Source organism: Micromonospora sp. NPDC005194 (assembly GCF_040608335.1).
Taxonomy (GTDB): Bacteria; Actinomycetota; Actinomycetes; order Mycobacteriales; family Micromonosporaceae; genus Micromonospora.
In genome coordinates, this window is the sequence record NZ_JBEXIA010000013.1 from 104,012 (window position 1) to 123,546 (window position 19,535).

The 19,535-nt window shown below is 71.9% G+C and carries 20 protein-coding genes and 1 tRNA gene; 13 read left to right on the forward strand and 8 right to left on the reverse strand.

The features are described 5' to 3' along the window. The first annotated feature begins 71 nt into the window (after positions 1-71). Positions 72-662 (forward strand): alpha/beta fold hydrolase, encoded by a 591-nt coding sequence (locus ABZU53_RS14200; RefSeq protein WP_355066131.1) that lies wholly within the window; start codon positions 72-74, stop codon positions 660-662. 20 nt (positions 663-682) lie between these two features. Here the strand turns inward: ABZU53_RS14200 and ABZU53_RS14205 are convergent, their stop codons facing one another. Continuing rightward, positions 683-1,213: a hypothetical protein gene (locus ABZU53_RS14205; protein ID WP_355066132.1), complete on the reverse strand. Its 531-nt coding sequence runs from the start codon at positions 1,211-1,213 to the stop codon at positions 683-685. 247 nt (positions 1,214-1,460) lie between these two features. Here ABZU53_RS14205 and ABZU53_RS14210 point away from each other — a divergent pair, with 247 nt between their 5' ends. Next, the gene (locus tag ABZU53_RS14210) at positions 1,461-2,738 is read left to right on the forward strand and encodes a hypothetical protein (RefSeq protein ID WP_355066134.1); all 1,278 of its coding nucleotides are present in this window, start codon (positions 1,461-1,463) and stop codon (positions 2,736-2,738) included. On the opposite strand, the gene ABZU53_RS14215 is transcribed toward ABZU53_RS14210, so the two are convergent. Then, positions 2,718-3,752 carry an NAD-dependent epimerase/dehydratase family protein gene (locus tag ABZU53_RS14215; RefSeq protein ID WP_355066136.1) on the reverse strand — a complete coding sequence of 345 codons (1,035 nt, stop codon included), beginning with the start codon at positions 3,750-3,752 and terminating at the stop codon, positions 2,718-2,720. The genes ABZU53_RS14210 and ABZU53_RS14215 overlap by 21 nt on opposite strands. A gap of 158 nt (positions 3,753-3,910) precedes the next feature. Here ABZU53_RS14215 and ABZU53_RS14220 point away from each other — a divergent pair, with 158 nt between their 5' ends. Further along, complete coding sequence (locus tag ABZU53_RS14220; RefSeq protein ID WP_355066138.1) at positions 3,911-4,534, forward strand: hypothetical protein; 624 nt, start codon at positions 3,911-3,913, stop codon at positions 4,532-4,534. A 59-nt stretch (positions 4,535-4,593) separates the two neighbouring features. On the opposite strand, the gene ABZU53_RS14225 is transcribed toward ABZU53_RS14220, so the two are convergent. Continuing rightward, on the reverse strand, positions 4,594-4,779 hold the full coding sequence (locus ABZU53_RS14225) for a hypothetical protein (protein ID WP_355066140.1): 186 nt from the start codon (positions 4,777-4,779) through the stop codon (positions 4,594-4,596). Positions 4,780-4,925: 146 nt separating this feature from the next. Here ABZU53_RS14225 and ABZU53_RS14230 point away from each other — a divergent pair, with 146 nt between their 5' ends. Next, positions 4,926-5,711, forward strand: a complete 786-nt coding sequence (locus tag ABZU53_RS14230) for a hypothetical protein (RefSeq protein ID WP_355066142.1) — start codon at positions 4,926-4,928, stop codon at positions 5,709-5,711. Between the two features lie 156 nt (positions 5,712-5,867). On the opposite strand, the gene ABZU53_RS14235 is transcribed toward ABZU53_RS14230, so the two are convergent. Further along, positions 5,868-5,940: transfer RNA gene (locus ABZU53_RS14235), tRNA-Arg, on the reverse strand. A 158-nt stretch (positions 5,941-6,098) separates the two neighbouring features. On the opposite strand from ABZU53_RS14235, the gene ABZU53_RS14240 reads away from it, so the two are divergent. After that, the gene (locus ABZU53_RS14240) at positions 6,099-6,794 is read left to right on the forward strand and encodes a hypothetical protein (protein WP_355066144.1); all 696 of its coding nucleotides are present in this window, start codon (positions 6,099-6,101) and stop codon (positions 6,792-6,794) included. Positions 6,795-6,819: 25 nt separating this feature from the next. Here the strand turns inward: ABZU53_RS14240 and ABZU53_RS14245 are convergent, their stop codons facing one another. After that, complete coding sequence (locus ABZU53_RS14245; RefSeq protein WP_355066146.1) at positions 6,820-7,872, reverse strand: alpha/beta hydrolase; 1,053 nt, start codon at positions 7,870-7,872, stop codon at positions 6,820-6,822. 97 nt (positions 7,873-7,969) lie between these two features. Continuing rightward, entirely contained in the window at positions 7,970-8,410 is a 441-nt protein-coding gene (locus ABZU53_RS14250) for an HPF/RaiA family ribosome-associated protein (protein WP_354858779.1), read from the reverse strand. A gap of 304 nt (positions 8,411-8,714) precedes the next feature. Between ABZU53_RS14250 and ABZU53_RS14255 the strand changes: the two genes are divergently transcribed. The 3 genes from ABZU53_RS14255 to ABZU53_RS14265 all read left to right on the forward strand — a co-directional run bounded on the left by ABZU53_RS14255 (position 8,715) and on the right by ABZU53_RS14265 (position 12,398). Then, positions 8,715-9,488, forward strand: a complete 774-nt coding sequence (locus ABZU53_RS14255; RefSeq protein ID WP_355066148.1) for a single-stranded DNA-binding protein — start codon at positions 8,715-8,717, stop codon at positions 9,486-9,488. 214 nt (positions 9,489-9,702) lie between these two features. Continuing rightward, a complete protein-coding gene (locus ABZU53_RS14260; RefSeq protein WP_355066150.1) occupies positions 9,703-10,860 on the forward strand; it encodes a cobalamin biosynthesis protein in 1,158 nt (385 codons plus the stop codon). After that, complete coding sequence (locus ABZU53_RS14265) at positions 10,857-12,398, forward strand: cobyric acid synthase (protein ID WP_355066152.1); 1,542 nt, start codon at positions 10,857-10,859, stop codon at positions 12,396-12,398. The genes ABZU53_RS14260 and ABZU53_RS14265 overlap by 4 nt, the downstream gene beginning before the upstream one ends. A gap of 10 nt (positions 12,399-12,408) precedes the next feature. Here ABZU53_RS14265 and ABZU53_RS14270 read toward each other — a convergent pair whose 3' ends face one another. Continuing rightward, on the reverse strand, positions 12,409-12,810 hold the full coding sequence (locus tag ABZU53_RS14270) for a rhodanese-like domain-containing protein (protein WP_354858820.1): 402 nt from the start codon (positions 12,808-12,810) through the stop codon (positions 12,409-12,411). 468 nt (positions 12,811-13,278) lie between these two features. On the opposite strand from ABZU53_RS14270, the gene ABZU53_RS14275 reads away from it, so the two are divergent. The 5 genes from ABZU53_RS14275 (at position 13,279) to ABZU53_RS14295 (ending at position 18,500) form a co-directional block, all read left to right on the forward strand. Beyond that, on the forward strand, positions 13,279-13,941 hold the full coding sequence (locus ABZU53_RS14275) for a hypothetical protein (protein ID WP_355066222.1): 663 nt from the start codon (positions 13,279-13,281) through the stop codon (positions 13,939-13,941). Positions 13,942-14,009: 68 nt separating this feature from the next. After that, entirely contained in the window at positions 14,010-15,155 is a 1,146-nt protein-coding gene (locus ABZU53_RS14280) for a M48 family metallopeptidase (protein WP_354858790.1), read from the forward strand. Positions 15,156-15,191: 36 nt separating this feature from the next. After that, on the forward strand, positions 15,192-16,535 hold the full coding sequence (locus ABZU53_RS14285) for a dipeptidase (protein ID WP_355066224.1): 1,344 nt from the start codon (positions 15,192-15,194) through the stop codon (positions 16,533-16,535). 77 nt (positions 16,536-16,612) lie between these two features. After that, positions 16,613-16,819, forward strand: a complete 207-nt coding sequence (locus ABZU53_RS14290) for a hypothetical protein (protein WP_007464240.1) — start codon at positions 16,613-16,615, stop codon at positions 16,817-16,819. Between the two features lie 88 nt (positions 16,820-16,907). Continuing rightward, positions 16,908-18,500: an ATP-dependent DNA ligase gene (locus tag ABZU53_RS14295; RefSeq protein WP_355066226.1), complete on the forward strand. Its 1,593-nt coding sequence runs from the start codon at positions 16,908-16,910 to the stop codon at positions 18,498-18,500. Between the two features lie 43 nt (positions 18,501-18,543). Here the strand turns inward: ABZU53_RS14295 and ABZU53_RS14300 are convergent, their stop codons facing one another. Further along, positions 18,544-19,365: an SURF1 family protein gene (locus ABZU53_RS14300; protein ID WP_355066154.1), complete on the reverse strand. Its 822-nt coding sequence runs from the start codon at positions 19,363-19,365 to the stop codon at positions 18,544-18,546. Between the last annotated feature and the right edge of the window lie 170 nt (positions 19,366-19,535).

The window sequence follows — 19,535 nt, forward strand, 5'->3', positions numbered from 1 at the left end:
TCCACAGCCCGCTTCTCACCGCAGCGACATGGGATGCCCTGCGTCCGCATCTCGAAGCGGCGGGGTGGCGTGTGGAAGTGCTGGACCTTCGCCCCCTCGTCGAGTCGACGTCCTTTCATGCGGCGGTCTGCACGGCGGCTGCCACCGTCACTCCTGGTGCGCACACCGTCGTCGTCGGCCACAGCCGCGCGGGCGCGTACCTGCCGGGCATCGCCGACGCGGTCGGCAGTGACCAGCTCGACGTCGTCTTCATGGATGCCCGCCTGCCACACCCGGGCACGAGCTGGATCGGATCACTGCCGGCGGAACGGGCCACCTGGCTGCGGGAGATGGCGGCGTCCGGCCGGCTGCCACGGTGGGACACCTGGTTCCCCACGGCCTCCCTGGCCGATCTCCTGCCCGACCCCGAACAGCGGCGGCGGGTGCTGGACGGCATACCTGAACTGCCGTGGCAGGTCGTCTCCGAGGTGCTGCCTACGCCGGGCAAGGCATGGCACTCCGCCCGACACATCTACCTTCAGCTGAGCGCCGCGTACCAGTCCACGGCAGAGCAGGCCGAAAAACGTGGGTACCGGGTCCGGAGCCTGGACGCCCATCACCTGGCGATGGTCACGCACCCCGCAGTGGTGGCGGATCTGCTTGTGTCGGCATTGCAACCGTAGGACGCGATTGCTCAACCTCATCATTGTCGACCTGTTATGTGGTGGGTGCGCCGCCCGGCCCTGGTCAGGTCGAGCAGATTGGCCAGGCGGTACCGCAACACCCGCGTCTGCCGGACCGAGAGAAGCAGCCGGGTTGCCGCGCTGTCCTCCAGGCGCACCATCGGCTCAGCAGCCTCGTGCAGGGCCTGTACCAGGACCGCTTGCACGGTGATCGCCTCCGGCCGGTCGGTCTCCACGCCGAGGATGCGGGAGTGGTGCTGACCCCGACTCTCACAATCGTCCCGGTCGCACCAGCGTGGATGCGTCAGACCGGCCGGGGCATCGGCAAGGGTGCCGGTCGGGAAGACGAACATATGGCCGCAGGACCGTACGACGTCCGGTGCCATGCCGATCAGGTGGGCCTCCAAACCGGCGCGGGCAATGGCAGCGGTTGCGCGGATGGTGTGGTCAACACAGGTGTACGCGCAAGCGTCCAGGGAGTCCGCCGAGTACAGCTCGATGCGGATCGTCGCGGGTTCTGGACAGGCGGGCAGGGTGGGTAGGGTGCTCACGGGTCGCCTCCTTGCTAGGCGATCAAGGCCCTCGATCGGCGTGGCTGCGCTGGTCGAGGGCCGCCTTCATATTGGCTGTGACAACGCGCTCGATCCCGGCTCGGGCCGTGTCTTGAAGCTGGTAACCCCATGTCCTCTGGTGCTTCTATCGGCTTGCTGAGTCCAGTGAAGTCGAAGTCGGACGATGCGCCCATGCAAAGCTGGTGCAACGAGCGGCAATCCGATGCAACGCATCACGGGAGGCGCGATGGCGAGGGTGGATCAGTGGACTGGACGCCTGGCCTGTGTGCTGCAAGCTGCCGCCGGGATGACGAACGAAGGGTTCGCGGCCTGGCTGGGCATCGCGGTCAGAACCGTTGCGTACTGGCACAGTCGGCCGGAGACGGTGCCCGGCAGCGCGAACCAAGAGTTGCTGGACGCAGCAGTCGGCCGGCTTTCGGACTCGGTCAGATCGCGGTTCCTACAAGACATCGACGACGTCGCCAGGAAGCACAGAGGCGCTGGTAGCGGCACTGATCTCGGCGATGTCGTGAGTGATGCCGCAGACGCAGTCGCCCATGACTCGCTGCTGTCGAGCGCAGGGGTGCCGCATGACTCGATCGAGGCAATGCAGCAGGACATGGCCGTGCTGGCGCGGTCTGTTGGAATGGCTGCCTTCGACACGTTCTCAACTGCACGGCGGCTGCGTGACGAGGCGCGAGCGTTGGCCGACCGCACGCGGCGGCCGGGGGACTTGGTCGATCTCTTCGTGGCCATCGGCCAGGGCGCATCACTCATGGCCTCCACCGCTTTCGACCTCGGACACTGGACCGAGTCGGCCGCCCTTGCCCGGGCGGCTACCCAGTACGCAGACCTTGCCGGCCACGCGTCCTTGAAGGCGTGGACGTATGGGCTGCAAATGACGTTGGCGAACTGGCGCAACGAGCCTGATGCCGCTCTCAGCTACTACGGCCGAGCGATGCGTGTGGCCCCCGACGGTGAACCGAAGCTGAGGCTCCGCTACATCGCCGCTCGCTCCTACGCCCTTCTCGATGACCCCGCCTCAGTGGCTGCCGTTCTGGACGCTGCCCAACAAGACAGGGAGGCGGCAGAGGGTCGGCCCGACGAGCTGGCTACGGCGACCGGTGGTGAGTTCGCCTTCGGAGACGCACGCGCCGCAGCCTGCGCCGCCGCTGCCTGGCTCGACCTCCGCAACGGCGAGCAGGCTGCGAGGTACGCCCTCGATGCGCTGCGCGTTTATCAGGCGCTGCCGACAGCGCGGCGGCCATACTCACAGATCAACGGCACGAACATCGACATGGCCGCTGCTCACCTACACATGCGAGATCCGGACGGGGCTGCTGAGGCGCTGCGTACGGTGCTGGCTCTGCCGCCGCAAAGGCGCAACGTCTCGCTAACCGGTCGGCTCGCTCGGATAGGACGTCTGCTGAACGAGGCACGGGGAAGCGGCGATGCCGACGCACGGCGGCTCGCCGACCAGATCGCGGTGTGGCTGTCGGAGACCTCATCTCGACCGCTCGTTTGAGCGGCGCCAGGCGGCCAAAACCTGCGCTTCCCTCGCTCGGCTGATGCCGATTTCGGCGGCGCGGTCGTGGTTGCTGACGTCCCCGCTCTCGACCAACCACCGCCAGGTGTCCCGGACGGTCAATTCGAGTGGGCGGGCGCGGAGACCGGCGGCTTGCGCGGCAGTGGTGTCGACGTTCCACACCCCGTCGAAGGTGCGCCAGAGCGGCAGTTCGGACCACTGCCGGATGCCCTGTGCCAGCAGAAAGTCGTCGGGCACCCAGGTGAAGGAGGTTTCGGTGTGCGTCGAGTGAGCGCAGTGCGCGAGCAGTTCTCCGAAGGTCCCGCTACCCACCGGAGCGCAGACGTTGAACGTGCCGGCCAAGTCGTCAGTGATGGTGCGCAATGCGAACGCGGCCAGATCGCGTACGTCGATCGGCTGGATTGCCCGGTCAGGCGAGCCTGGCGCTAGTACCTCGCCGCCAGCGGCCACACGACGTAGCCACCAGGGCAGGCGGCCGACGTACTCACGTGGGCCGAGCACGACGCCGGCGCGCAGAATTGTGGTTCGGTCCGCTCCGAACGCGGCGAGTGCCGCTGCCTCGCAACCGGCCTTCTGGTAGCCGTAGCGGGTCGGTCCGTCCTCGGTGTCGGTGCCGTAGTCCGGGCCCGCGTCCGGCGGGCAGTGAAGCACCTCGGATTGCTCGCTCAGCGGCTTGACCGGCCAGTCCCGGTAAACGCTGAGCGTGGATACGAAGACGTAGCGACTGGCGACGGGAGCGAGCGCGCCTGCCACGTCGAGGACGTTCCTGGGCACGTAGCCAGAGGTGTCGACAACGGCATCCCAAGGCCCGGCGGCAGCGAGAGCGGCGACGTCCTCAGGCCGAGTCCGGTCGCCTCGGATGTGCCGTACCGCTTTAGAGAAGGGAGCTGACGTGCCGCGGTTGAATGTTGTCACCTCCCAGCCGGCATCGATCCCAGTCGTGACGACGGAGTATCCAACGAACCAGGTTCCGCCAAGCACCAGCAACCGCATGGGCTCATCCTGCCGACCCGGCCGACGCGCCCCGACCGTGGGCAGCCGCAGGTGCTACGGCTGCACGATCTGCGGCGCGCCTGCGCGCCGTTCCTCACGAGGCGGTTGCACGCTGAGTGATCGTCCGATTGGTTGCGCGGGCGAGAGACCATTGTCGGATGGGTTCTAGCGCTCCCTCGTGGATGGTCCTTGTTGCTGCCGCTCTGGCGGTCGTGGGCACGCTCGCCGCCGCGCTTATCACCCAAGTGGCCAGCGGGGTGCGCGAGCGCCGACAGTGGAGATGGCAACGGGAGCAGGAGCTTCTTCGCTGGCGGCACGAGCGTGAGCAGGAGGAGGGGCGCTGGGAGCGAGAGAAGGCCGAGCGCCAGGAGCAGTGGGAGCGCGAGGATATCGCCCGCTCGCGCCAGGAACGCCTAGCCTCGTACAGCGAACTGCTCCAGCAGTTGGACAGCTTCAGAAGTGCTATTTCAAGCCGCCTCCCTGTTGATGGCTCCGGCCCCAAGAAGATCGACGCAGCATGGCGCAGCGAGGTTATGACGCTCGCCAACGCCTTGGAGTTGACGCGGGCCAAGGTCAGGCTCTTCGCGTCCGTGGAGACGGACAAGGCCTGCGGAGAAGTGTTTGTTCGTGTGCGCCGCTGTTGGGCCTCATTCAGCGGCGGGATGCTGGACAGGCAGGAGCGCATTGATGTGCTCCGTAGCGACCTCTGGAACCTCGGCGCACTATCTGCTGAGCTTCTAAAGGCGATTCGCTGGGAGCTTGGGTTGGATGTCGCTCAATGAGAGCGGCGTGATCCGGCTGCCGGCTCCAGGGTTGGAGCCAGGTGCTGGATGAGCGTCGGTCAGCTGCCCGTGGTGTCGCCCTGTGTCATGTCGATGAGCCGGCCGGTACTGGCATCCTGCGTGAGGGTCCAGAGGTTCGCCGGCAAGGCCTGCTCGTGGCAGAGCGTCTTGATGATGAGTCCCGGTCCGGACCTGTGCACGATCAACTTGTCAGCCACGAGGGTAAGATCAATGCGGGTTGCCACGATCTACCTTCTTCGTTGAGGCTACCGGCGAGCACCGACCCCGCCAGCCGCTGTAGTTGGACGTGCTGTACCGGCATGGGCAAGCCGATGCATCGTCGGACGGTGCCGATGTAGCCTGGCCTTGGCCAGAAAGGGGGTGCCGGCCCGTGGCGTACAGCTACGTGTGTGAATCGTGCCGCCGGGCGTTGAATCTTCCTGCCGAACGCTCCTACCTGAACAAGATCAAGAAGCGGGCCGCCGCTCCAAGTCCCGAGATCGTGCAACGGGACGCCACCGGCAAGCCCTGGCTCCTTGGACGGCAGCTCTCAGGGTGCTATGAGATGTCGCCCGCTGCGTGCGTCTGCGTATGCGTGCCGAGCGGCCACGACGCGCTGCAATGCTCGGAAGAGGGTGACTTTAAGGTCGGAGGTCGCCCCGGGTCCGGCTTTGTCGATCACCTCGCCAAGGAGTTGGGCCGCGAACCCATACCGGAGCTGGCGATCGCACGCGACGATGAGTGTCAGGTCCTAGTCCGGGCCATCCTCGCCTGGTTGTGCAGCTCGACGGACGACGAGCAGCCGGCCAGGGAAGCGGAGCTGGAGGGCATGCGATACGAGGACCAAGTGAAGCTCCTGCGGGACTTCATCACCGAGATGCGCGCTGACCTTCTACAGGAGCGGTCGTACCGCGACCTCAAGATGAACCTGATGAAGCTCACCCGGTTCCGCAACACGGTCGCGCACTCTCGACCAGTCGGAGGCGACCACCTCAACCGGGTCAAGCGTGAGAAGGGCAAAGACATCTGGATCTCCGTCACCCCAGAAGAGCTAGCGGCGTACCTCGATCTGTCGATGCAGCTGCAATCACAGCTCTCTTCTCTGCCGGCTCATCTCACCAGCAGACCGAGCACCGTCGCGCTCGGCCCGCCTCACTCGGCGACGACTGTACGGTGATCCGAACCGTTCCGAACGGAGCGGGGATTAGCGACCCTCTGCCTCTAACTACCCTTCGGGGTACCTGGCTTCGCTGCGCTGCCGTAACTCCACGCGGACTCGGGCGGACTCTGGATCTTCCGGCCGTCGATACCCGTGCTGGCCAACTAGGAGTTGTGCGCCCGGCAGGATTCGAACCTGCGGCCTTGGGATTAGAAGTCCCCTGCTCTATCCGCTGAGCTACGGGCGCGTGGCGTGGGTGTCGCGCCCAGAGGGTACCGCCGTCCGGCTGCCCGACGACGAAAAGGGTGCCCGCGTCCACGTTGCCGAGCAGGGTCTCACGGAGTGCACCCGCCCGGCATCCGGGTTCCCACGAAGAGGCCGAGCGTCGGCCCGTACCCTCGGCTGGTGTTGCTGGACCCCGACGCCGAGAGCGGCGTCGCCTACGAGCTGTGCCAGGTCGTCGGCCGCGCCATCCTGCCCTACCGGACGGCCGACGCCTACGGCACCGCCTTCTTCTTCCAAGGCGGCGACGACCCGGTGGGGGAGGCGCTGCTGACGGCGGCCGACCTCGTCGGCCCTGCCGGCGGTGAGCTGGGCCTGCGGGCGAGCGTCACCGAGCCGGCCGGCGTCGCCCCGGACGTCATCGCGGAGGGCGAGATCGTGCCCGGTTGGGCGCGCTTTCCGGGCGACGGGGTCGCGGTGCTGCCGACCGCCGGCCTGCACCGGTACGCCGGCGACGGCGGCTGGCGGTGGCGCGTGCAGCCGGTGCCGGCGGGGATCGCCGCCGGGCCCGAGGCCGTCGCCCGCCTCGGCGCCGACGCCAGTTCCGCTTTCGTGCTGGCCCATGGGGTACGCGAGGACGACTCCCGCCCTCTGGAGGTGGCGATCGAGCGCGTGGTCCGCGACGGGGACGACGTGCGGATCACCGGCGAACTGCCACCGGGGTACGTCGGGGCGCCCGTCTTCGTCGTGCAGCCCGACGCCACCGGGGACGTGGCGCTGTATTGCCTGGGCCTGGTGCTGCCCGGCGTCGACGGTCACCCGGTGGCGACCTTCGATCGGATCCGGGCCGTCTTGTCGGCCGCGCACGGCGACGCCTGAACCCGGCTCGCCTCGCTGGGACGGGTCAGTCGCCGAGCGCTGTCGCCTCGGCGCGATCGGTCGTCGGAGGCCGGCTCTGCGGCAACCCGGGCGCGTCGGTGGCGGGGACGGATTCGGCCGGGGCGGTGGGGCCGGCGGCCAGGAACGCCTCGGCCCAGCGGCCGACCTCGTCGAAAACCTTTGCGCGTACGGCGGGGCCGGAGAGCGTGAGGTCGTGCAACCCGCCGTCGAAGCGGGCCAGGGTGACGTGCCGGCCGAGGCGGGGCGCGTACCGCACCATGTGTTCGACGTCCAGCACGGCGTCGGCCAGGGTCGCGTTGTCGTGCCACTTGGTGCCCCGGAAGGAGCGGGTCGAGCAGGCCAGCAGCACCGGCACCGGGATGTCCAGGCCGGCGCGCAGCCGGCGTTGACCGGCGCGGATCGCGTTCAGCCAGCCGGCGCGCACCGGGAACCCGGCCAGCGGCTTCCACGCCAGGTCGTAGGTCCACTCGCCGCGGTGGTCGGCGTGCAGGCTCTCGCCGTACACCGTGCCCAGGCCGAACGGCAGGATGCGGTGCGGCGCCCTGCGGCCCAGCCGGGAGACGGCGGCCGCGAGGGGTCGACGGACCGCCCAGGGGGCGTTGAGGTCGAAGAAGGGGCTGTTGAGGACCAGGCCGTCGACGGTGCCGGCGTCGCGGCGGGCGTCCGCCCAGAGCGAGATGATCAGGCCGCCGGTGGAGTGGCCCATCGCCAGGAGGGTGTCGTGCCCGTCGTCGGAGCGGATGATCTCGGCGGCGGCGTCCAGCTCCGGGAAGTAGTCGCTGATGTCGCGGCAGAAGTTCGGCGTCTGGTGCGCGAGCAGGCTGCGGCCGTACTTGCGCAGGTCGAGGGCGTAGAAGTCCCAGCCGCGCTCGGCGAAGAAGTCGGCCAGGTGGGTCTGGAAGAAGTAGTCGACGAAGCCGTGCACGTAGAGCACCGCCCGCCCGGTGGGGCGCTCGGCCCGCCGCCGGACCAGGGTCGCGACAACGGGGCCTTCGTCGTCGGTGCCCAGGTCGATCGTCTGCCGCTCGTACGGCGGCCCCAACACGTCCGGTTCCACGAACGCGACGCTACGCCGGCAAGCTACCCGGCGGTAGCCCCACGCTGCCTGCCCCGACCGGCCGTGCCTGCCGGCCGGGGCATGGCAGGGGTACGCGTCAGGCCGTCTCGGCGTCGGCGCGGCTCGGGTCGGCGGCGGGCAGCGCGTCCGACTCGTCGGTCGGGTCGACCTCGCCCTGCGGCTGCGGGATGTCCCGCAGGTGCTTGTTGTGCCGGGGCTCCTGCCGGGTCTTGGCGTCGTTGAGCCGCCGGCGCAGGTCGTCGCGGACGTCGTTGAGGGCGGCGTGCAGGTCCTCCTCGGCGGAGGTGGTGACGATCTTCTGCCGGCCGGCGATCCAGCACTCCAGGGTGACCTTCTGGCCCCGGGCCTCCCGGTCCTTCACCGACACCTCCAGCTCGGTGGCGTCGGCGTGGAAACCGGCCAGCCGGGCGTCGAGGGTGGCGAACTGCTCGGCGATCCAGTTGCGGTCGCCCTGGGAGAACCCCGCACCCACCCGCAGGCACTCGCCCACGGTCGCCGGGTTCGCCACGGCGCTCATCGCCGCACCTCGGAAACGGTTGCGGAGCCGAAAGTAGTGATCGTCATGGCGCTGACCTCTCGTCGACGTGGAGCTTGTCGGTGGTGCGTTGATCAAATCCATACCCAGTTCGGGCGGCTCCGGAACCGTCGGCGCCCGGACAGGTAGGTCGGCCGTACCACATCGGGGGTGTGATCAGGGCGTTGTCCACAGGTGGCCTCGTCATCCACAGGTCGGGGTGGTGGTGCTGGCGGTAGCCGGCGAGAGCACACAGGCTCGGTGCCGAGTCGACTCGCTGGCAGACCCCGGATCCCCTGGAGGGACGATGTTCGACACGTACGTCACGATTGTCGGCAACATTCTGACGGCGCCCGAGTGGCGGCGTACGACCCAGAGCAACACCCTGGTGGCCAACTTCAAGGTCGCCTCCACCGCCCGCCGGCTCGACCGCGACAGCGGTCGATGGGTCGACGGCAACTCGCTGCGCGTCCGCGTCAACTGCTGGCGCAAGCTGGCCGAGGGCGTGGCCGCCTCGGTGATGGTCGGCGACCCGGTGGTGGTCTGCGGCCGGCTCTACACCCGCGACTGGACCGACGACGCGGGCAACCACCGCACCCTCTACGAGCTGGAGGCGGTCGCCGTCGGCCACGACCTGTCCCGGGGGCGGGCCCGCTTCCTGCGCAACCGGCCGACCATGACCACCAGCACGGTCGAGGACGCGGCCATCGAGAGCCGCGTGCACGGCGAGCCCACCGAACCGGTGCCCGACGAGCAGGCGCCGGTGCTGCGCGACGACCGCCCGCTCGACGACGATTTCGAGTTGCCTGAGTACGGCTCGCTGCGTACCAGTCCGCTGGGCCACGGCCCGCTCGACGACGTCTCCCTTGAGGGCGGTGACTCTCTCGACGACGGCTTCCCCGGCGGCGACGGGCCCGCGGCCCTCGACGACGAGCTGGCCCTCGCGGTGAGCGCGGACGACTCCGACCTGGAGGGCGACCCCGACGACGAGTTGGGGCCGGTGCCCGAGGAGGGCCGGCCGGAGGCTCCGCCGTCCGGTCGGGGCCGGCGGGGCCGGGGGCGGGTTCCGCAGCTGGCGTGACGGTTCGCATCCGGCCGGAGTCGGTGTGACAGTTCGGCCCAGTCGCCTGAGGTCGGTGCCGACGACGGTGCGCGCCGGCGGCACGACGGGGGCGGGGTGGCGACGCGACCGGCGTCGTCACCCCGCGTGACGGAGGTGGGGTTCGATGGAGCACGGCGGCCGCGGCTGGCGCAGGGGGTGCTCGTCTAGGCTGGCCGGCCGGGGGGTGGTACGCGTGCGACGGACAGCGCCGGTGGCGAACGCGGTGGGCCTGGTGGCCGGTTACGCGTTGGACAGGCTGTTCGGCGACCCTCGCCGGTGGCATCCGGTCGCCGGGTTCGGCCAGGTGGCGGGCGCTCTGGAGAGTCGCCTGCACCGGCCGGACCGGACGGCCGGCGCGGTGTTCACGGCGCTGGCCGTCGGTGGGCCCGTGGTGCTCGGGGCGGTCGCTGCGGCGGCCACCCGGCACCGGCCGGTGAGCCGTGCGGTGCTCGTCGCCGCCGGCACCTGGACCGTGCTGGGCGGCCGTACTCTCCGACACGAGGCCGCCGTCATGGGCCGAACGCTTCGTGACGGTGACCTGCCCGCCGCCCGACGGCGCCTCGGCAACCTCTGCGGCCGGGACCCCTCGACCCTGGACGAGTCGGAGTTGGCCCGGGCCACCGTCGAGTCGGTCGCGGAGAACACCTCCGACGCGGTGGTCGCCCCGCTGGTCTGGGGAGCGGTCGCCGGCCTGCCCGGGCTGCTGGGCTACCGCGCCGCCAACACCCTCGACGCCATGGTCGGGCACCGATCGGAGCGTTACGCGCGGTTCGGCACCCCGGCCGCCCGGCTGGACGACCTGCTCAACCTGGTGCCGTCCCGGCTGACCGGGCTCCTCACCATCGCCGTCGCGCCGGTCGCGAACGGCGACCGGGAGCAGGCCTGGCGGGTGTGGCGACGGGACCGCAACGATCACCCGAGCCCCAACGCCGGCCAGTGCGAAGCGGCGATGGCCGGCGCGCTCGGCGTCCGCCTCGGTGGCCGCAACAGGTACTTCGGGCGCTCCGAGGTCCGCCCGTTCCTGGGCGACGGCCCCCGTCCCGAGGCACGACACCTCAAGCGGGCAGCCCGCATCTCCGGCGCTGTCGGCCTGGCCGCCCTCGGGCTGGCGGCCGCGTACCCGGTGACCGTCGGCCGCCTGGCCGGCGCCGTTGCCCGTCGCAGTCTGCGGGCCGTCGCGGCCGGGTCCGGGAACGGCCTGCGGTCCGGCGGGGCCGAGGGCGGCCTGCGGTCCGGCGGGGCCGGGGGCGCCCTGCGGATGGCTGGACGGAACGGCCGGCTGCTGTTCGGCGGGGTCGCGTCGGAGCGGGGCCTGTTCCGCGGTGCGGCGCGGCGGGTGAGCGGGCGGTGAGCGGCGGGCTGCTGGTCGCCGGCACCACCTCGGACGCCGGCAAGAGCGTGCTCACCGCCGGCATCTGCCGATGGCTGCACCGGCAGGGCGTGAAGGTGGCGCCGTTCAAGGCGCAGAACATGTCGAACAACTCGGCCGTCGTGGTCGGGCCGGACGGGCGTGGCGGCGAGATCGGCCGCGCGCAGGCCATGCAGGCCGCCGCCTGCGGGCTCGCCCCGGACCTGCGCTTCAACCCGGTGCTGCTCAAGCCCGGCAGCGACCTGGCCAGCCAGGTGGTTCTCCTCGGTACGGCGGTCGACACGATCACCGCCGGCACCTTCCGACAGGTGCGGCCCCGGCTCGCCGAGACCGCGTACGCGGCGCTGGCCGAGCTGCGGGCCGCGTACGACGTGGTGATCTGTGAGGGCGCCGGGAGCCCGGCGGAGATCAACCTGCGGGCCGGGGACTACGTGAACATGGGGCTCGCGCGGCACGCCAACCTGCCCGCCATCGTGGTCGGCGACATCGACCGGGGCGGCGTCTTCGCCTCGATGTTCGGCACGGTGGCCCTGCTCGACCCGGCGGACCAGGCGCTCATCGCCGGCTTCGTGATCAACAAGTTCCGCGGCGACCTCGGCCTGCTCCAGCCCGGGCTGGACATGCTGCGTCAGGTGACCGGCCGTCCCACGTACGGGGTGCTGCCCTGGTCGCTCGACCTCTGGCTGGACGCGGAGGACTCGCTCGCCTACGGCCGGGTGCTCGGCCGCCCCGCCGCTCCGCACGGCACCGACTGGCTGGACGTGGCAGTCGTCCGGCTACCCCGGATCAGCAACGCCACCGACGCGGAAGCGCTGGCCACCGAGCCGGGCGTGCGCGTACGCCTCACCGTCGAGCCGGCCGAGCTGGCCGCCGCCGACCTGATCGTCCTGCCCGGCTCGAAGTCGACAGTCGCGGACCTCACCTGGCTACGCGAGACCGGCCTCGCCGACGCGGTGACCAGACACGTGGCGGCCGGCAAGCCGCTGCTCGGCCTCTGTGGCGGCTTCCAGATGCTCGGCCGCGCCATCCACGACCCGGTCGAGAGCCGGCAGGGCAGCGTGCCCGGGCTCGGCCTGCTGCCCATCGAGATCACCTTCGATCCGCGCAAGACCGTCCGGCAGTCGGTCGGCACCGGCCCCGGCGACGTGGCGGTCCGCGGCTACGAGATCCACCACGGGTACGTCTCACAGACCGACCCCGCCCTGACCCCGTTGCTGACCGGGGCCGACGGCGACGGTGAGGGCGCGGTGCTCGGCGCGGTGCACGGTACGCACTGGCACGGGGCGTTCGAGTCCGACGGGTTCCGCCGCTGGTTCCTCACCGAGGCCGCCCGGCTGGCGGGTCGTACCGGGTTCCGGGTCGCGCCGGGCACCAGCTTCGCGGCAGCCCGGGAAGGCTCGCTCGACCTGCTCGGTGACCTCGTCGAGGAGCACCTGGACACCGACGCCCTCTGGCGCCTCATCGAGAGCGGCGCACCCCCCGGTCTTCCCTTCATCCCACCCGGCGCCCCGCGGCTCTGAGCAGGGTGGTTCAGGGCCGGATGTCGGCGGGGCGGTCCGTGGTGGGCAGGCCGGCCGCCAGCCACGCGTCGACGCCGCCGATCATGTCGGTGGCCCGGCGCAGGCCGAGGGTCTGGAGGCTGGCGGCGGCCAGGCTGGAGCTGTAGCCCTGGCGGCACACCACCACGATCTCCCGGTCGTAGGCGGTGGCCTCCGGGATGCGCCAGGCGCTGGCCGGATCGAGCCGCCATTCCAGCACCGTGCGGTCGATGACGACGGCGCCGGGCAGGTCGCCCTGTTCGCGGCGCTGTGCGTCGGTACGGGTGTCGACCAGCAGAGCGCCACCGCGGACCGCCTCGACGGTCTGCTGTGGAGTCAATCGGTGCAGCCCGGCGCGGGCCTGTTCGAGGAGGGCGTCAATGCCGGGGCTCATCACGTCTCGGAGCACCACCCGATCATGCCGACTCGGGTGCCAACACGCGCGGCGAACGGGCCGCCCGTCACCCGTCGCCCGCCCCAATTCCCCCGGTCGTGAGAATGACCGGCCCGGGGCGTCAGCCGGACGTGTCACCCCACCGAAACCGGCGTGATCGACTCGGTTTCCGTGATGTCGGGGTGTGCTGGCCGACGGGATACCCCGACATCAATGAGGCCGAGTTGATCTGGGCGGTGAACCCCCGTTGCCGGGGTGTGAGCGGGGCATACTTCGGTCGTGCACGGACTCGTCACCAGAGGGCTTGCCCACAGGGGCCCGCAGCGGCGCGGCCCCGACCGCACGGGGCCGGCACGGGATGAGGGCGGGGCTCAGGGCGGGAACGAGGGCGTAGACGAGGGCGGGGCCGCGGGCGTGGACGGGGCTGAGGGCAGGGCTCAGGGCGGGAACCAGGGCGTAGACGAGGGCGTGGACGTCGGCGGGTCGACCGAGCGATCCGCCGCGCCGGTGCCGCCGGTGGTGGTCGTCGAGGCGTACGCCGAGTTGGCCCGTCGGGTGCTCGCGGGCCCGGCGCGGTTGGGGCGGACCCGGCTGGTCGCGGTGGACGGGCCGAGCGGCGCGGGCAAGAGCCGGTTCGCCGCGCACCTCGCGGACGCCCTGGCGGCGCTGCCCGGCGGGCGCCCGCCGGTGGTGCACACCGACGACCTGCTCGACGGCTGGGACGACCAGCTCACCTTCTGGCCTCGTCTCGACACGGAGGTGCTGACCCCGCTGCGCCAGGAAGAGCCGGGCGCGTACCGGCGCTACAGCTGGGTGCGGCGGTGCTTCCTACCCCGCCCGGTGCCGGTGCCGGTGACGCCGGTGCTGATCGTGGAGGGGGTCAGCGCGGCCCGTGCCGTCGTCCGGCCGGAGCTGACCCTCGCCGTCTTCGTCATCGCGCCCGCGCCGCTGCGGCTGGCCCGTGCGGTCGAGCGGGACGGGCCGGAGATCCTGCCCGAGCTGCGCCGCTGGCATACCGGGGAGCGGGCGCACTTCGCCGCCGACGACACCGCGGCGCGCGCCGACCTGGTGGTCGACGGTGCGCCGACGCTGCCGCTGGACGCGTCCCGGTACTACGTGCGGGTCCGCTGACCGGGCATGGACGCCGGCCACCCGCTGCGGCACGATGCGAGGAGTCACGGCGAAACGGGGGCCCCATCATGACGGCAGCGGACGCGCCAGCGCGGCGCCGGATCACCCTCACCGGCATCAGCTCGCGGGCCTGGGAGCATCCGGCCGACCGGGGCGCCCTGGTCGCGCTGCGTGAGCTGCGTGGTTTCGACGACGTGGTGCGGGCGTTCTTCGGCATGTGGAACGAACGGGGTTTCCGGCTGTCCGTGCTGGCGTCCGGCATCCGCGTCGATCACCGGCAGTATCCGGCGGTGTGGCAGCGCTACACCGAGGCCGCGGCGGCGCTCGACGTGGCCGAGCTGCCCGAGCTGTATGTGACGCAGTCGCCCTGGCTGGGCGCCGAGGCGGTGGGTCTGGACCGGCCGTTCATCGTGCTGAACTCCGCGTGCGTGCAGCAGCTCGACGAGGACGAGCTGCGCTGCCTGCTCGGCCACGAGTTGGGGCACGTGGGCAGCGGGCACGCGGTCTACAAGACGATGCTCATGATCCTCACCCGGTGGGCGGCCAACCTGAGCTGGTTGCCGGTGGGCGCGTTCGCGCTGCGGGCGATCATCGCCGCGATGCTGGAGTGGTGGCGCAAGGCGGAGCTGTCCGCCGACCGGGCCGGCCTGCTCGCCGGGCAGGACCCGGCCGCCGCGCTGCGGCTGCTGATGAAGCTCGCGGGCGGCGGCGACCTGTCGCAGATCGACACGACCGCCTTCCTGGAGCAGGCCGCCGAGTACGCCGGCGGCGGCGACCTGCGCGACAGCCTGCACAAGATCCGGATGACGGCGTGGAGCACGCACCCGGCGCCGGTGGCGAGGGCCGCGCAGTTGCGGCAGTGGATCGACTCCGGGGCGTACGGGCGGGTGCTGTCCGGGGACTATCCGCGCCGCGACGACGACGCCTCGACAAGCGTCTCGGAGGAGATCAAGGCCGCCGCCGAGTCGTACCGGGAGGAGTTCAGCCGCTCCACCGACCCGCTGGTCGGGTTGCTGCGCCGCCTCGGCGACGGCGCCAGCGACGTCGGCGGGTGGGTGGGCGGCACGGCCGGTCGGGCCCGCTCCTGGATGGACGCCGCCACCGAGGCCGCCGGCCGCGCGCACCGCGCCGGCCGGGCCGCCCCGGGCGCGCGGGCGGGTTCCGACCCGGCGGGCGGCGGTGACGGTACGGGCTCGGCCAACACGCCTGGGTAAGGCCGGCATACGATTCCGGTCATGACCTCACCGATCATGTCCGAGTCCGAGGTGCGGGCCGCCGTCGAGCGGGAGATGCCCGGCGTACGCGCCGACCTGGAACGCCTCGTCCGCATCCCCGGCATCGCCTTCGAAGGCTTCGACCACTCACACGTGGAGCGTTCCGCCGAGGCGGTCGCCGAACTGCTGCGCGGCTGCGGCCTGGACGTCGACATCGTGCGCTCCGGCGGGCAGCCCGCGGTGATCGGCCGTCGGGCCGCCCCACCCGGTGCGCCCACCGTGCTGCTCTACGCCCACCACGACGTGCAGCCGGTCGGTGACCTGTCGCTGTGGGAGTCCGACCCGTTCGAGCCGGTCGAGCGCGACGGCCGCCTGTACGCCCGGGGCGCGGCCGACGACAAGGCCGGCATCATGGCGCACGTCGCGGCGCTGCGCGCGTACGGGGACGCGCTGCCGGTCGGCGTGGCGCTGTTCATCGAGGGCGAGGAGGAGTACGGCTCCGACTCGCTGGAGCAACTGCTGCGCGAGCACCGCGACGAGATCGCCTCGGACGTCATCGTGATTGCCGACTCCGGCAACTGGGACATCGGCGTACCGGCGCTGACCACCTCGCTGCGCGGCGTCGTCAACTGCTTCGTCGAGGTCCGCACGCTGGACCACGCCGTGCACAGCGGCATGTTCGGGGGTGTCGTCCCGGACGCGCTCACCGCGCTGGTCCGCCTGTTGGCAACCCTGCACGACGACGCCGGTGACATGGCGGTGGACGGGCTGGTCAGCCGGGAGGGCGCTGCCGTCGACTACCCCGAGGACCGGATGCGGGCTGAGTCCGGACTGGCCGAGGGTGTCCAGTTCATCGGCACCGGCCGGCTCACCGACCGGGTCTGGACGAAGCCGGCGGTGTCGGTGCTCGGCATCGACGCGCCGTCCACCGGCGAGGCGCCGAACGCCCTGGTCCCGGCCGCGAAGGCGAAGCTCAACGTCCGTCTCGCGCCGGGAGACGACCCGAAGCGGGCGTACGCGGCGGTGCGCGCCCACCTGGAGAAGCACGCGCCGTGGGGCGCCCAGGTGACCGTCACTCTGGAGCACGATGGCGACCCGTGCGTGATCGACGCGTCCGGGCCGATGTTCGACGCCGCCCGCTCGGCGTTCCGCGCCGCCTGGGACGGCACCGACCCGGTCGACATCGGCATCGGCGGTTCGATCCCGTTCATCGCCACGTTCCAGGAGATGTTCCCGGATGCGGCGATCCTGGTGACCGGTGTGGAGGACCCGCACGCCCGCGCGCACGGCCCGAACGAGAGCCTGCACCTCGGCGAGTTCGCCAAGGTCTGCCTCGCCGAGGCGCTGCTGCTGGGCAAGGTGGCCGCGGCAAGCAGTTAGGTGTCGGAACGACAACTTTGCGTCTGATCTGGGAGTTTGCGGCGTGTCGCCGGGCGGCTTGTTATAGCCTTTCGAACATGAGTACGAACGAGGTGATGGCCCGGTTGGGGGCCGCCGTCAGCGCACTGGGGGACGTCGACGTCTCCGCGTGGTCCGAGGACACGCTCAACGACCAGCTCGGTGAGCTGTCCGCCGCCCTGGTCGCCCTCGACTCGGTGCTCTCCCGGGTCGCCGGCGAGGTCCGCGCCCGAGGGTTGCGCATCGAGGAGCCCGTCTCCGCCTGATTCCCGCCGCCCCCTCGTGGGCTGCGGCACCGCGCCGACACCGCCCGGGCACGGCAATGCCCGGGCGGTGTCGGAGGTGGCTGGCAGGATGGGCTTCGTGCGGTTCATCGACCTGGCGGCCACCTCCGCCGCCGTGGGCGCCACCAGCGGCCGGCGGGCCAAGGTGGAGCTGCTCGCCGACGCGCTGCGCCGGCTCGACCCGGCCGAGGTGGAGCCCGGCGCCGGCTATCTCGCCGGTGAGCTGCGTCAGCGGCAGACCGGCGTGGGCTACGCGAGCCTGCGTGACCTGCCGCCACCGGCCACCGAGCCGACGCTGACCGTGGCCGCCGTCGACGCGGCCATCGAGCAGATCGCCGCCGTGCAGGGCGCCGGGTCGCAGGCCCGCCGCCGGGCTCTGCTCGGCGGCCTCTACGCGGCGGCCACCGCCGACGAGCAACGGCTGCTCACCGGCCTGTTCGGCGGTGAGCTGCGCCAGGGCGCCCAGGCCGGGCTGCTCGCCGACGCCGTGGCCCGGGCCGCCGAGGTGCCGGTGGCGATCGTCCGTCGGGCCCTGCTGCTCGCCGGTGACCTGCGTGCCGTGGCGGTGGCCGCGCTGGCCGGCGGCGAGGCCGAGCTGGCCGGGTTCGGCCTGCGGGTCGGCCGGCCGTTGGCGCCGATGCTCGCGCAGAGCGCTCCCTCGGTCGACGAGGCGCTGGCCGCGACCGGCACGCCGGCGGTGGTCGACGTGAAGCTCGACGGCATCCGCATCCAGGTGCACCGCTCCGGCGCCGACATCGCCGTGTTCACCCGCAGCCTCGACGAGATCACCAACCGGGTGCCCGAGGTGGTCGCGGCGGTTCGCGCCCTGCCGGGCCGGGAGCTGGTGCTCGACGGCGAGGCGATCGGCCTGGACGAGACGGGCCGTCCGCTGCCGTTCCAGCAGACCTCCAGCCGGGCCGCCCGGCGCACCACACCGAGCACCACCGGGCGGACTCCGGTCGCCCCGGCGGTGCTCGCGGCCGCCGCCAGCACCGGCGCGACGGTGCTCACTCCGTACTTCTTCGACCTGCTGCACCTCGACGGCCAGGATCTGATCGACCTGCCCGGCCGGGAGCGGTGGGCCGCGCTCGCCGGCGCGGTGGACGCGTCGCTGCTGGTGGGGCGCATGGAGGTCGACGGCCCGGAGCAGGCCGGCGCGGCGTTCGCCGCCGCGCTCGACGCCGGCCAGGAGGGCGTGGTGGTCAAGGCACCGGACGCCCCCTACGACGCCGGCCGGCGCGGCGCCGCCTGGGTCAAGGTCAAGCCACGGCACACCCTCGACCTGGTGGTGCTCGCCGTCGAGTGGGGCAGCGGCCGGCGCAAGGGCTGGCTGTCCAACCTGCATCTGGGCGCCCGTGACCCGCGTACGGGCGACTTCGTGATGCTCGGCAAGACGTTCAAGGGGCTCACCGACGAGCTGCTGCGCTGGCAGACCGAGCGGTTCCTCGACCTCGCGGTGGAGCGCGGCGACTGGGTGGTCAGGGTCCGCCCGGAGCAGGTGGTGGAGATCGCCTTCGACGGGGTGCAGACGAGCACCCGCTATCCGGGTGGGATGGCCCTGCGGTTCGCTCGCGTGGTGCGCTACCGCGACGACAAGTCCGCCGCCGAGGCGGACACCATCGACGCGGTCCGCGCCATCCACGCCGGTCGGCTGAGCGGTTGACGGGCCACGCCGGCCCTCGTGTCGCGCCGGGGCGGCCGCCCGCTCAGGCGGACGCGCTCGGTGTCGGCTCGGCCGCCCGGTCCAGCGGGGCGGTCGCGCTGTCGAGCCCGGCGGCCCGGCGTGCCTCGCGTCGGGCCACCCAGCCGTAGCCGAAGAGCGCCATCGCGGCGAAGAGCCACCACTGCACGACGTAACCGAAGTTCTGCCAGTTGTTGGTGTGCCCGACCGGCACGGCCTTGAACGCCCCGTCGGCGGCCGGGGTCTGGTCGTCCAGCAGCAGGTAGCCGCCGTAGACCGGGTAGGGCAGCTCGCGGGCCAGGCGCGGTACGGCGATCCGCCGCGTCTCCAGCCGGCCGTCGCGGCGGTCCACCGTGCCGGCGCCGCTCTCGGTCTCGTGCACCCGGCCGCTGACCGTCACGTCGCCGCCCGGCGGGGCGGGCACCGACGGCTGGGCGGTCGCCCCGCCCGGCGCGGGCGGGATCCAGCCCCGGTCCACCAGCAGCGCGCTGCCGTCGGGGAGCACCAGCGGGGTGAGCACCTCGAAGCCGACCCGGCTGTCGACCGTCCGACCACGGACCAGGACGGTGTTCGACGGGTCGTACCGGCCGGTGGCGGTGATCCGGGTCCAGACCTTGTCCTTCGCGGGGGCCGGGCCGGCGGTCCCGGGGCCGCCGGTGGGCGCGCGGAACGCGTCGGCCAGGGGCGCCGGGGCCATCCGCTCGCCCGCGTCGATCCGCTCGTTGATCTCGGTACGGCCCCGGTAGCGGTCCAGCTGCCAGTTGCCCAGCCACACCATGACGGCGGCGGCGACCAGGGTCAGCGCGAGGGCGCCCAACCAGCGTGGGCTCAGCAGGAACCGGTACACGGCACCGAGGCTACCCGTATGACCGGGGCCACTCACCGCGACCGGGCCGGGACGGTCCGCCGACCCCCGGTTGGCGGTGCTCGCCCGTCGGACCGGACGGGTATCGTCACGCCGACGGATCGACCTCCTCGGTTGTCCGTCGCGTACCCGCCGCCGCCCGCGAGGAGTCG

Coding starts and splice junctions, on each gene's coding strand:
- ABZU53_RS14285 (WP_355066224.1), top strand. CDS start 15,192: ATGTCCGAGTCCGAGGTGCGGGCCGCCGTCGAGCGGGAGATGCCCGGC.
- ABZU53_RS14270 (WP_354858820.1), bottom strand. CDS start 12,810: ATGAGCCCCGGCATTGACGCCCTCCTCGAACAGGCCCGCGCCGGGCTG.
- ABZU53_RS14210 (WP_355066134.1), top strand. CDS start 1,461: ATGGCGAGGGTGGATCAGTGGACTGGACGCCTGGCCTGTGTGCTGCAA.
- ABZU53_RS14290 (WP_007464240.1), top strand. CDS start 16,613: ATGAGTACGAACGAGGTGATGGCCCGGTTGGGGGCCGCCGTCAGCGCA.
- ABZU53_RS14250 (WP_354858779.1), bottom strand. CDS start 8,410: ATGAGCGCCGTGGCGAACCCGGCGACCGTGGGCGAGTGCCTGCGGGTG.
- ABZU53_RS14255 (WP_355066148.1), top strand. CDS start 8,715: ATGTTCGACACGTACGTCACGATTGTCGGCAACATTCTGACGGCGCCC.
- ABZU53_RS14220 (WP_355066138.1), top strand. CDS start 3,911: ATGGGTTCTAGCGCTCCCTCGTGGATGGTCCTTGTTGCTGCCGCTCTG.
- ABZU53_RS14295 (WP_355066226.1), top strand. CDS start 16,908: ATGGGCTTCGTGCGGTTCATCGACCTGGCGGCCACCTCCGCCGCCGTG.
- ABZU53_RS14280 (WP_354858790.1), top strand. CDS start 14,010: ATGACGGCAGCGGACGCGCCAGCGCGGCGCCGGATCACCCTCACCGGC.
- ABZU53_RS14215 (WP_355066136.1), bottom strand. CDS start 3,752: ATGCGGTTGCTGGTGCTTGGCGGAACCTGGTTCGTTGGATACTCCGTC.